11 protein-coding genes are annotated in these 11,444 nt (G+C 65.8%); 8 read left to right on the forward strand and 3 right to left on the reverse strand.

The annotated features are described in order from the left end of the window. Positions 1-11: 11 nt before the first annotated feature. Complete coding sequence (locus AC2A1N_RS20060; RefSeq protein WP_484373277.1) at positions 12-2,693, forward strand: excinuclease ABC subunit UvrA; 2,682 nt, start codon at positions 12-14, stop codon at positions 2,691-2,693. On the opposite strand, the gene AC2A1N_RS20065 is transcribed toward AC2A1N_RS20060, so the two are convergent. After that, a complete protein-coding gene (locus tag AC2A1N_RS20065; RefSeq protein ID WP_484373279.1) occupies positions 2,690-2,971 on the reverse strand; it encodes a hypothetical protein in 282 nt (93 codons plus the stop codon). The two genes, AC2A1N_RS20060 and AC2A1N_RS20065, sit on opposite strands and share 4 nt — an antisense overlap. 516 nt (positions 2,972-3,487) lie before the next feature. Here AC2A1N_RS20065 and AC2A1N_RS20070 point away from each other — a divergent pair. Next, the gene (locus AC2A1N_RS20070; RefSeq protein WP_484373281.1) at positions 3,488-3,787 is read left to right on the forward strand and encodes a hypothetical protein; all 300 of its coding nucleotides are present in this window, start codon (positions 3,488-3,490) and stop codon (positions 3,785-3,787) included. Between the two features lie 43 nt (positions 3,788-3,830). Here the strand turns inward: AC2A1N_RS20070 and AC2A1N_RS20075 are convergent, their stop codons facing one another. Continuing rightward, entirely contained in the window at positions 3,831-4,142 is a 312-nt protein-coding gene (locus AC2A1N_RS20075; protein WP_484373283.1) for a hypothetical protein, read from the reverse strand. Between the two features lie 236 nt (positions 4,143-4,378). Beyond that, positions 4,379-5,332 carry an alpha/beta fold hydrolase gene (locus AC2A1N_RS20080; protein ID WP_061478248.1) on the reverse strand — a complete coding sequence of 318 codons (954 nt, stop codon included), beginning with the start codon at positions 5,330-5,332 and terminating at the stop codon, positions 4,379-4,381. A 168-nt stretch (positions 5,333-5,500) separates the two neighbouring features. On the opposite strand from AC2A1N_RS20080, the gene AC2A1N_RS20085 reads away from it, so the two are divergent. The 6 genes from AC2A1N_RS20085 to paoC all read left to right on the forward strand — a co-directional run bounded on the left by AC2A1N_RS20085 (position 5,501) and on the right by paoC (position 11,442). After that, a complete protein-coding gene (locus AC2A1N_RS20085; protein WP_484373285.1) occupies positions 5,501-6,070 on the forward strand; it encodes a TetR/AcrR family transcriptional regulator in 570 nt (189 codons plus the stop codon). A 62-nt stretch (positions 6,071-6,132) separates the two neighbouring features. After that, positions 6,133-6,609: a nuclear transport factor 2 family protein gene (locus AC2A1N_RS20090; protein ID WP_021202431.1), complete on the forward strand. Its 477-nt coding sequence runs from the start codon at positions 6,133-6,135 to the stop codon at positions 6,607-6,609. A gap of 79 nt (positions 6,610-6,688) precedes the next feature. Further along, complete coding sequence (locus AC2A1N_RS20095) at positions 6,689-7,420, forward strand: hypothetical protein (RefSeq protein WP_134967915.1); 732 nt, start codon at positions 6,689-6,691, stop codon at positions 7,418-7,420. 223 nt (positions 7,421-7,643) lie between these two features. Next, positions 7,644-8,291, forward strand: a complete 648-nt coding sequence (paoA, locus tag AC2A1N_RS20100) for an aldehyde dehydrogenase iron-sulfur subunit PaoA (RefSeq protein WP_242892705.1) — start codon at positions 7,644-7,646, stop codon at positions 8,289-8,291. Beyond that, positions 8,288-9,238 (forward strand): FAD binding domain-containing protein, encoded by a 951-nt coding sequence (locus tag AC2A1N_RS20105; protein ID WP_242892703.1) that lies wholly within the window; start codon positions 8,288-8,290, stop codon positions 9,236-9,238. The genes paoA and AC2A1N_RS20105 overlap by 4 nt, the downstream gene beginning before the upstream one ends. Then, on the forward strand, positions 9,238-11,442 hold the full coding sequence (gene paoC, locus AC2A1N_RS20110; RefSeq protein ID WP_242892835.1) for an aldehyde oxidoreductase molybdenum-binding subunit PaoC: 2,205 nt from the start codon (positions 9,238-9,240) through the stop codon (positions 11,440-11,442). Before AC2A1N_RS20105 ends, paoC begins: the two co-directional genes overlap by 1 nt. Positions 11,443-11,444 lie beyond the last annotated feature (2 nt).

The following is an 11,444-nucleotide window of genomic DNA, read 5'->3' on the forward strand; positions in this document are numbered from 1 at the left end:
GGAATGCTGAGATGTCCAACACCCCCTTTGGCGAGTCGTCATGTGCTGCCGCAGCCAGCGGCTGCATCGAGGTCCGCGGTGCGCGCGAGCACAACCTGAAGAATGTCGATGTCTCCATTCCACGCAATGCGCTGGTGGTGTTCTCCGGCGTATCGGGGTCCGGCAAGTCCTCGTTGGCCTTCGGCACGGTCTTCGCCGAGGCGCAGCGGCGCTACTTCGAATCCGTCGCGCCGTACGCGCGTCGCCTGATCGACCAGGCCGGCGTGCCGGACGTGGACGCCATCGACGGCCTGCCGCCGGCGGTGGCCCTGCAGCAGCAGCGCGGCGCGAGCAATGCGCGCTCGTCGGTGGGCAGCGTGACCACGCTGTCCAGCCTGGTGCGCATGATGTACTCGCGGGCGGGGGCCTACCCGGCCCACCAGCCCATGCTGTACGCCGAAGACTTCTCGCCCAACACCCCACAGGGTGCCTGCAGCACCTGCCACGGCCTGGGGCACGTCTATGAGGTGACCGAAGCGCGGATGGTGCCGGACCCATCGCTGAGCATCCGCGAGCGCGCCATCGCCTCCTGGCCACCGGCCTGGCATGGCCAGAACCTGCGCGACATCCTGGTCACGCTGGGCTACGACATCGATGTGCCGTGGAAGAAGCTGCCGAAGAAGGACCGGGACTGGATCCTGTTCACCGAGGAAACCCCGACCGTGCCGGTCTATGCCGGGTTCACGCCCGCCGAGTCCCGCGCCGCGCTCAAGCGCAAGCTCGAGCCCAGCTACATGGGCACGTACACCGGCGCACGCCGCTACGTGCTGCACACCTTCGCCAACACCCAGAGCGCGCTGATGCGCAAGCGTGTTTCCCGCTACATGGAGGGCCGGCTGTGCCCCGCATGCCACGGGAAGCGCCTGAAGCCGGAAGCGCTTTCAGTCACCTTCGCCGGCGTGGACATCGGCGAGTTCCTGCGGCTGCCGCTGGACCAGCTGGCGACGTTGCTCGAGCCCATCGCGCAGGGCGACTTCAGTGCACACAGCCACGGCGCGCGTACCAGCAGGCGTGCAACGCCCCGCGATCGCGCCAAGCGGGCAGCAAGTGGCCGCGCGACCCACGCCGGCGCACCCGACGTGCGCCTGACCTCAGCCTTGTCTGAGGAAAAGCGCCTGGCGGCGCAACGGCTGGCGGGCGGGGTCATGGCGCGGGTACGGCAACTTCGCGAGCTCGGCCTTGGCTATCTCTCGCTGGATCGCGCCACGCCCACGCTGTCGGCCGGCGAACTGCAGCGCCTGCGCCTGGCCACGCAGCTCAGCTCGCTGCTGTTCGGCGTGCTGTACGTGCTCGACGAACCGTCGGCCGGCCTGCATCCGGCCGACAGCCAGGCGCTGTACGACGCACTGGAACGGCTGCGCGACGGCGGTAACTCGGTGTTCGTTGTTGAACATGATCTGGAGCTGATGTGCCGCGCGCAGTGGCTGGTCGATGTGGGCCCGCAGGCAGGAGAACATGGCGGACGCGTTCTCTACAGTGGCGAGCCCGACGGCCTGCGCAACGTTCAGGATTCGCGCACGGCGCAGTACCTGTTCGACCGGGTGCCCGCGCCGGCCAGCCGGCAGCGCAGTGCCAACAGCTGGCTGGAGCTGAAAGGCATCCACCGCCATAACCTGAACGGCGTGGATGCGCAGGTGCCGTTGGGGTTGCTGACCGCAGTGACCGGCATTTCCGGATCGGGCAAATCCAGCCTGATGGCGCAGGCGCTGCCCGAGCTGATGCTGCTGCACCTGGGGCACGAGACGGTAGATGACAGCACCGACAGCGCGCCCACGGATGGACCCAGCGTGATCGAAGCCACGCGGGGCCAGCTGGCCGGCGACGTGGACGCGATCCAGCGCGTGGTGCAGGTGGACCAGAAGCCCATCGGCCGCACGCCACGCTCCAACCTGGCTACCTACACGGGCCTGTTCGACCACGTGCGCAAGCTGTTCGCCGCGACACCCGACGCGCGCCGCCGCCGATTCGACGCGGGCCGCTTTTCGTTCAACGTGGCCAAGGGCCGATGCGAGACCTGCGAAGGCGAGGGTTTCGTCAGCGTCGAACTGCTGTTCATGCCCAGCGTCTATGCACCATGCCCGACCTGCCACGGTGCCCGCTACAACGAGGCCACGCTGAAGGTGCAGTGGAACGGTCGCAACATTGCCGAGGTCCTGCAGATGACGGTGGACCAGGCCCATGCGTTCTTCGCCGAAGAAGAAGCCATCGCCCGCCCGCTGCAGCTGCTGCAGGAGATCGGCCTGGGTTACCTGCGGCTGGGCCAGCCAGCCACGGAACTTTCAGGGGGTGAGGCGCAACGCATCAAACTGGCTACAGAGCTGCAGCGCAGCCAGCGCGGGCGCACGCTGTACGTGCTGGACGAACCCACCACCGGCCTGCATGCAGCAGACGCGGACAGGCTGCTGATGCAGCTTCAGCGGCTGGTGGACGCAGGCAACACGGTAGTGATGATCGAGCACGACATGCGTTCTGTCGCGCAGGCCGACTGGGTGATCGACGTCGGCCCGGGCGCTGGCGGCGCGGGCGGCACCATCGTGGCGGCGGGGGCACCGCATCAGGTGGCCCACGCCAAGGGCAGCAGGACGGCACCGTTCCTGGCATCCGAGCTGGGGCAGGGTGTGCGCGAGCGGAATCATCCGGCAGGAGGCGCCTAGCCGCAGGACAGCAGCGTCCAGCAACGATCGGCAATCTCTGCCGCGCCAGGGTGGCCGCGCAGGCTTGATCGTTTCGCAAGGCGGCACTGCAGATCGTCCATCCAGGCTGACCGGGTACCGTGCGGATCTCTCACATAGATGTCGCAGGCAAGCCGGATGACCGGCGCCACTTCGTGCCGGAGACTCACCGCGGGCAACGCGCCCAGGTTGAACGCGGTTTCCCAGTGGGCCAGCTCGCGCTCCACATCGACAACGTGCTTGCTTCTTCCGCGGCTCACGGCGCCTACCCCTGTTCGAAACCTCACAGTACACGCTTGCTGCCGGGAGCCTGTTCATCACAACCGTTCATACAACGCGCTTGCCGGCACGTTCCCGTAGCGGCAACAGGCCCACAGTCAATCGGCAGCACACTTGCTGCGACGGAGCAATCGTGGCGCAGCGTTCGGCTGGCTGGAGTCGTTCCGCAGGGTCCAGCAGGACGAAGCACACGTATTCGAATGCGCAAAGCGCGCCGATGCGGCATCTTCCTAGGCGTCGCATCCGGACCTGACATCGCGCAGGCGTATGCTCGGGTCATCCAGGAGCAACGCGATGACTTTTCCGATCTGCATCTACGATAGAACGGGCACGGGGCTCCGGCTGCCCGCGGGGTGGTGGATCGACCTTCAGTCCGATCTGCCCGCGCTGGTGAACGGCGCCGCACGCATCGACCTTCCGCGCTCTTCGAAAGACGAGCATCCACGCTTGGATCCAGAGGTCCTGAGGGACCTTTTCCGGCGCATCGGGGGTTCGCAATGGCTAGGTTGAATCCGGTGCGTTCCCTGGGAGTGCGCTGGCTGTTCTTCCGTCTTCGCAATGGCCAATCCATCAGTCCCGCCAGGTTGATGTCCGTCTGGTCCGAGGCTGCCGAATCCAATGAGTGCGCCGTGCGCCGCGAGACCATCGACGGCGCAGGCTACGTCTATGCCCTGTACGCGCCCAACAGCCTGCTTTCCCCCCGGCGTGTGGAGCTGCGCATGAGAGCGCTGCTGGAGGAGGCCGGCTACGCCTTCACGATGGGCAGCCTGGCGGGGCGGCACCCGGGCGACGGTTGAGGCACGGCGCTGAGGCGCCGGCCGGACAGTCCATGCGTCGCTCTCATTCGGGGCCATCAGACTCCAGTGGTTCGTCAGGTGCGGGATCGAAGAGCGCCAGCATCCGTTCCCGCCGACACTGTTCGAGCCAGTGGTGCCATATCTCCACCTCGTCCATCAGCCCCGTGGCACCGCACGCGGGGCACGTGAGCGTCGTGCCCAATGGACTCGTCTTGAGGCCCTCGTCCTGAGTCATTGATGAGCGCAAGCCGCAGCTCTTGCAGGTCGATCGCAACTGATCGAGGCGAACGATGGCGCCATTGCGCGCAAGAAGGGGCTGGATCGCGTGGATCCGGAAGGCATTGGGAGGATGCATGGCCGTGTCGTCTGGGGCTGGACACGGGAGCAAAGGATTCTGCGCCGGAGAAGAGCCGTGAGAACGCAGTGTGCCTTGTTGGAGGTTAACCCTTCATCAAGGTGCGCACCGCGCTCCATGATTGGCCTGAAATCCCATGGCCGCAATCGTGCACTGACGTGGCAGCCGGCGCTCGTCCGGTGCCGGCCCTGCCTCTGGGCAGGAAGGGCTCCGCCATCACGACGGAGCCCCTACACTCACTTTTCCTGCAGGAACGCCAGCAGATCCTGGTTGACCTTGTCCTTGTGGGTGTCGGTCAGGCCGTGCGGCGCACCCGGGTAGACAATCAGCTTTGCGCCCTTGATCAGCTTTGCCGACTGGCGGCCCGAGATATCGATCGGCACGATCTGGTCGTCGTCACCGTGGATGACCAGGGTGGGCACATCGAATTTCTTCAGGTCCGCGCGGAAATCGGTGGCCGAGAACGCAGCGATCGAGTCGTAGGTGTTCTTGTGGCCGCCCTGCATGCCCTGTGCCCACCACGCATCGATCAGCCCCTGCGACACCTTCGCGCCAGGGCGGTTGAAGCCATAGAACGGGCCCGACGGAATGTCCTTGTACAGCTGCGCGCGGTTCTCCATCTGTGCCTTCCGGATGCCGTCGAACACTTCGATCGGCAGGCCGTTCGGGTTGTCGGCGGTCTTCAGCATGAACGGCGGTACCGAGCTGATCAGCACCGCCTTCTTCACCCGCCCGGTGCCATGCCGGCCGATGTAGCGCGCCACTTCACCACCGCCGGTGGAGAAGCCCACCAGGGTCACATCGTGCAGATCCAGCGTATTGATCACCGTGGCCAGGTCATCGGCGTAATGATCCATATCGTTGCCGTCCCACGGCTGGCTGGAGCGGCCGTGGCCGCGACGGTCATGGGCAATGACGCGGTAGCCGTGGTTGGCCAGGAAGATCATCTGCGACTCCCAGCTATCCGAGTTCAACGGCCAGCCGTGGCTGAAGGTCACGACCGGGCCGTTCTTCGGGCCCCAGTCCTTGTAGTACAGCTGCACGCCATCGGCGGTGGTGATGTAGCTGGCGGTGCGCGCGATGCTGGTGACTGCCGCCGGCCTGGGCGGTTCGGCGGCCTGCGCGGACAGGCCGGCCTGGACCGAGAGGGCGAGGGCGGCAACGGCCAGGGTACGGGCGAAGGTGTTCATGCGGGAACTCTCATGGGTGGGTGGTGAGACGTACTTTGCGCCTGCAATCAGGCGTCCGGGTGATGAACTGTCCTGATTTCTTGATAGATCGTCTTGCACGGATGTGCGCGTACGAATCGATCGCGATCGCCCGTTGACAGGGTAGAACGATCGTTCTACTTTGCAGCCATGAGCAAGCTCACCACCGACACCCAACAGAAGATCTTGGCCACGGCCGAGGCGCTGATCTACCAGAACGGGATCCACGCCACCGGCATGGATCTGCTGGTGAAGACCTCGGGCGTGGCGCGGAAGAGCATCTACCGCCACTTCGAGAACAAGGACGACCTGGCCGCCGCCGCGTTGAAGGCGCGCGACGTGCGCTGGTTGGCCTGGTTCCGGAACGAATGCGATAAAGCGGACACCCCGGAAGCGCGCATCCTCGGAATGTTCACCGCGCTCAAGAGCTGGTTCCAGTCCGAGGGCTATCGCGGGTGTGCGTTCATCAATACCGCGGGGGAGATCGGCGACCCGGCTGATCCGATCCGGCAGATCGCGCGTGATCACAAGCAGAAGCTGCTCGATTACGCGCTGGAACTTACCGAACAACTGGATGTGGAGCAGCCGGCGGATCTGGCCCGTCAGCTGCTGGTCCTGATGGAAGGCGCCATCACCCTGTCGCGCGTGATGGGTGATTACGACGCCGCAGACACCGCGAAGGATGTCGCGAAGCTGTTGTTGGAACAGGCCAAGCGTTAGCGCCTGGGTACGCCAGATCCTTTGAAGCAACCCGTGTATCCATTTCGATTGGAGGTCTCCCCGTGTCCGCAGAACAACCCCGTCCGCCGCTTCCTCCGTTCACCCTCGAATCCGCCACCCAGAAGGTGCGTCTTGCCGAGGATGGCTGGAATTCCCGCGATGCCGACAAGGTGTCGCTTGCCTATTCGCTCGACACCCAGTGGCGCAACCGTGCCGAGTTCACCAACGGCCGGGAGGAAGCCCGGCAGTTCCTGGCACGCAAATGGAACAAGGAACTCGAGTACCGCCTGATCAAGGAGCTCTGGGCCTTTACCGAAAACCGCATTGCGGTCCGCTACGCGTACGAATGGCACGACGACTCCGGCAACTGGTTCCGTTCCTATGGCAACGAAAACTGGGAATTCGGAGAGGATGGCCTGATGCAGCGCCGCTTCTCCTGTATCAACGACATGCCGATCAAGGAGAGCGACCGCAAGTTCCATTGGCCGCTGGGGCGTCGCCCGGATGATCACCCGGGGTTGTCGGAGCTGGGTATGTGATTCCCGCTGAGGCGCCATCCGAAGCACGCTCAGGTACGATGGGGCGGCCGGCATCCGCGCCGGCGGGGCAGGGGGCGCAATGGACATGCAGGCACGGGGCGGATTCGTTCCGCCCGCGAAGACCGATTCGCAGGAACTCACGTTCCACTGGCTCTACCAGCGGGTGCAGGGGCTGGTTGAGCACAGCATCTACCCCAAGGCGGGAAGGGTGGAGACGTGGGCGTTCCGCATCGGCATGGGTGCGGCGATCATCGGCATTCTCATTGGTCAGCTTCCGGATCGATGGCTGCCTGTTGGCGCAGTGCTCCAGGTGGTGGTTGCCTGCCTGGCAATCGAAATCGGAGGGTTCATTGTCGGTGGCGTCCTGGCCGCCCGCAGGGGCATTCGCCAGTTCAGCCAGCCGCGGCTCTCGCACGCCCGGGAGATGGATGAAGACTTCGCTCACTGGCAAGCGGTGGTGACCGAGCTTCGCGGATTCCCGCGCGTCCAGCGCGAGCGGCGACTCAAGTTCGTCAGCACCTTGCGCACAAACATGATTGAGCGCATGGGCATGATGTATGGCGGCCTGCAGCGGCTGGGACCATTCCCGCTGTTGATTGCCCTCTACCTGCAGTTCCGTGGATGGAAATGGGGTGACTGGGCGGGCGCTTTCGATGTTGGCCTGCTAGGCGCACTGCTCATCTTCGCCATGGTGCTGCTGTACGTGCTGGGCTGGATGCTGATCGGCCTTCGCACCAGGCTCGATACCTACGTTGCCTTGTTGGAAGGCTCCATCCACGAGCCCGAGCCCTCCCAGTCAACGCCCTTGTAGCGTCGGGCCATCATGTTCTTCATGTTGAGGGACAAACAGGATTGTGAGCCATCCAGTGAGGCATACGCATCGCTCAAGTTGGCAGGTTCGTACATTTCGCCGGCTTCACAGATCTGTACCCCGCAGATGGGCATAGTGGCCTTTGGGTAGTGTGAGCGCGTCCATCCAGCCACGGGATTTTCCCGAACGCCAGGAGGTCACTGTGCCAAGTTGTGATGAAGGAATGAAGTTGACGCGTCGCCAGGTGATCGCCGGTGGCGTCACGACCGTGGCGATGTCCGCCGCACCGGGGGCATCATCGCTCGCCGCCGAACTGGCGGCGCCCACGCCGCCCAGGTCCCCGGTCATCGGCACGGTGGCCTTGACCGTCAACGGCGAGCGGCGGGAGCTTGAGCTCGACACCCGGACCACGCTGCTCGATGCCCTGCGCGAACATCTGAAGCTGACCGGCACCAAGAAGGGCTGCGACCACGGTCAATGCGGTGCCTGTACCGTGCTGGTCAACGGTGAGCGCATCAATGCCTGCCTCAGCCTGGCGGTGCAGCACCAGGGCGATGCCATCACCACCATCGAAGGCCTCGGAACCCCCGATGACCTGCATCCGATGCAGGCCGCCTTCATCAAGCATGACGGCTACCAGTGCGGGTATTGCACGCCGGGGCAGATCTGCTCGGCGGTGGCGGTACTGGACGAGATCAAGCGGGGTGTCCCCAGCCATGTGCAGGCGGATGTCAGCGCACGGCCCCGGGCCACCAACATGGAAATGCGCGAACGCATGAGCGGCAACCTCTGCCGCTGCGGCGCCTATTCCAACATTGCCGAGGCGATGGCAGAGGTCGCTGGCGTGACCTCTGCAGGGAGGCGCGCATGAGGGCCTTCAGTTACGAACGCGCGAAATCCCCGGCCGAGGCCGCTAGGGCCGTCGCCGGTACCGAGGGCGCGAAGTTCCTGGCCGGAGGGACCAACCTGCTCGACCTGATGAAGCTGGAGGTCGAGACGCCAGCGCACCTGGTCGATGTGCAGGACATCGGCCTGGACAGGATCGAACCCACCGACGAGGGCGGCCTGCGCATCGGCACGCTGGTCACCAATACCGCGCTGGCCTCGCATGAGCGTGTGCGCCGCGACTACGCGGTGCTGACCCGCGCGATCGTGGCAGGCGCCTCCGGGCAGTTGCGCAACAAAGCCACCACCGGCGGCAACCTGCTGCAGCGCACGCGCTGCCCGTATTTCTACGACCCCAATCTGCCCTGCAACAAGCGCCTGCCCGGATCCGGCTGCGGCGCACTCGAGGGGTTCTCCCGGCAGATGGGCGTGATCGGCACCTCGGACAGCTGCATCGCGACCTACCCGGGCGACATGGCGGTGGCCCTGCGGGTGCTGGACGCCTCGATCCAGACCGTCAGCGGTGACGGCAGTACGCGCAGCATCCCGATTGCCGATTTCCATCGTTCTCCCGGCGACAGGCCGCAGCAGGACAACGTGCTGCAGCACGGTGAGCTGATCACCCACGTCACGCTGCCGAAGCCCCTGGGCGGTCGGCACGTGTACCACAAGGTACGTGACCGCGCGTCCTATGCGTTCGCACTGGTGTCGGTCGCCGCGGTCGTGCAGCGAGACGGCTCGGCGCGGTTCGCCTTCGGTGGGGTTGCGCCGAAGCCGTGGCGCGTCGAGGCAGCCGAACCGCTGCTGCGCGACGGCGTAAAGGTCGCGACCCGGCAGGTGTTCGCCGGTGCCCGTCCGACGCCGGAGAACGCGTTCAAGATCGCGCTCGCCGAGCGCACCCTCGCGGCGGTGCTGGTGGAAGGAGAGCGCTGATGCCCCTTGAATTCAACGCCCCCGCCGGCGACAACCTGTTCGACAAGGCCAAGGTCGTCGGCAAGTCGACGCCGCGCATCGACGGTCCACGCAAGACCACCGGCACCGCCCCCTATGCCTACGAGCGCCATGACGTGGCGCCGAACCAGGCCTACGGCTACATCGTCGGTGCGGGCATCGGCAAGGGGCGCATCATTTCGATGGATGCCTCCCGCGCACGTGCCGCGCCCGGCGTACTGGCGGTCATCACCGCACCGGAAACCAAGCCAGTCGGCACATCGAACTGGAACAATGCGCCGCTGTTCGGCGGACCCGAAGTGGCCCACTACCATCAGGCCATCGCCTGCGTGGTGGCAGAGACCTTCGAGCAGGCCCGCGCCGCCGCGGCGCTGATCCGCACCCGCTACGAGCGCGGCAGGGGACGCTTCGATTTCCCAGCCCTGGCGCCGTCCGCGCCGCTGGCAAAGGGGCGCGGTGGCAAGCCCGACCGGCAGACGCTCGGCGATTTCGACACCGCCTACGCGAGCGCCGCGGTCAAGCTCGACCAGACCTATCACACCTCCGACGAAAGTCATTCGATGATGGAGCCGCACGCCACCATCGCCGCCTGGGAGGGTGACACGCTCACGCTGTGGACGGCGAACCAGATGATCGACTGGGCCAGGCAGGGCATGGCGGCGATCCTCGGCATCGATCCTGCCAAGGTGCGCGTGGACTCGCCCTATATCGGCGGCGGCTTCGGCGGCAAGCTGTTCATCCGTGCCGACGCGGTGCTGGCCGCGTTGGCGGCCAAGCAGGTCGGGCGGCCGGTGAAGATCGCGCTGCAACGCCCATTGATGCCCAACAACACCACGCACCGGCACGCCACCCTCCAGCGCGTGCGGATCGGCTGCGGAAAGGATGGCCGGATCTCCGCCATCGCCCATGAGAACTGGTCGGGCAACATCAACGGCGAGGACGGCGAAAACGGTACCCTGCAGACGCCCAAGCTCTATGCAGGCGCCAACCGCCTGGTGGCCAACTACATCGCCACGCTCGACATGCCCGAAGGCAATGCGATGCGCGCACCAGGCGAAGCACCGGGCCACATGGCGCTGGAGGTGGCGATGGACGAAATGGCCGAGAAGCTGGGCCTCGACCCGATCGCGTTCCGCATCCTCAACGAGCCCGAGGTCGTGCCCGGCGATCCGTCCAAGAAGTTCTCCGACCGCAACCTGGTGCGCTGCCTGCGCGAAGGCGCGGAGCGCTTCAACTGGAACAAGCGCAACCCCAGGCCGGCGCAGGTCAGGGAAGGGGACTGGCTGGTCGGCATGGGCGTGTCCGCGGGCTATCGCGGCGCACCGACGATGAAGTCGGCGGCGCGGGTCCGGCTTGACGGCCAGGGCGGGGTGATTGTCGAGACCGACATGACCGACATCGGCACCGGCTCCTACACGATCATCGCGCAGACGGCAGCCGAGACCATGGGCGTGCCGCTGGACCGGGTCCAGGTGACCCTCGGTGACTCCCGTCATCCCGCCTCCGCCGGTTCCGGCGGCCAGTGGGGCGCGGCAAGCTCCACCGCGGGCGTGTACGCGGCGTGCGTCAGCCTGCGCCGTAAGGTGGGCGAGAAACTCGGCTTCGACGGCGACACCGCAGACTTCGCCAATGGCCGCATCCAGGCGGGTGGGCGGACGATCAAGCTGGCGGAAGCGGGGACACTGTCGGCGGAGGACGGCATTGCCTTCGGCGACTTCAAGCAAGGCTACGACGTCGGCACCTATGCAGGGCATTTCTGCGAGGTTGCCGTGCATGCCTACACGGGAGAGACACGCATTCGCCGCATGCTTGCCGTATGCGATGGCGGCCGGATCCTCAATCCGCTGTCCGCACGCAGCCAGGTCATCGGCGGGATGGTGATGGGTGCGGGCGCGACCCTGATGGAGGAACTGGTGGTCGACAAACGGCTGGGCTTGTTCATCAACCACGACCTGGCCGGCTACGAGGTTCCCGTGCACGCCGACATCCCGTACCAGGAAGTGATCTTCCTCGACACGCTGGATCCGGTGATCTCGCCGATGAAGGCCAAGGGTGTGGGTGAACTGGGCATCTGCGGGGTCGGCGCCGCGATCGCCAATGCGGTCTACAACGCAACCGGCGTGCGCGTGCGCAACTATCCCATTACCCTGGACAAGCTGTTGCCCGGCTTGCCCGACGTGGGCTGATC

The organism is Stenotrophomonas maltophilia group sp. SKK55 (assembly GCF_057179845.1).

Excerpts from the sequence above, each read along its gene's own strand:
- AC2A1N_RS20070 (WP_484373281.1), top strand. The coding sequence starts at position 3,488 with ATGGCTAGGTTGAATCCGGTGCGTTCCCTGGGAGTGCGCTGGCTGTTC.
- AC2A1N_RS20095 (WP_134967915.1), top strand. The coding sequence starts at position 6,689 with ATGGACATGCAGGCACGGGGCGGATTCGTTCCGCCCGCGAAGACCGAT.
- paoC (WP_242892835.1), top strand. The coding sequence starts at position 9,238 with ATGCCCCTTGAATTCAACGCCCCCGCCGGCGACAACCTGTTCGACAAG.
- AC2A1N_RS20060 (WP_484373277.1), top strand. The coding sequence starts at position 12 with ATGTCCAACACCCCCTTTGGCGAGTCGTCATGTGCTGCCGCAGCCAGC.
- AC2A1N_RS20085 (WP_484373285.1), top strand. The coding sequence starts at position 5,501 with ATGAGCAAGCTCACCACCGACACCCAACAGAAGATCTTGGCCACGGCC.
- paoA (WP_242892705.1), top strand. The coding sequence starts at position 7,644 with ATGAAGTTGACGCGTCGCCAGGTGATCGCCGGTGGCGTCACGACCGTG.
- AC2A1N_RS20075 (WP_484373283.1), bottom strand. The coding sequence starts at position 4,142 with ATGCATCCTCCCAATGCCTTCCGGATCCACGCGATCCAGCCCCTTCTT.
- AC2A1N_RS20105 (WP_242892703.1), top strand. The coding sequence starts at position 8,288 with ATGAGGGCCTTCAGTTACGAACGCGCGAAATCCCCGGCCGAGGCCGCT.
- AC2A1N_RS20080 (WP_061478248.1), bottom strand. The coding sequence starts at position 5,332 with ATGAACACCTTCGCCCGTACCCTGGCCGTTGCCGCCCTCGCCCTCTCG.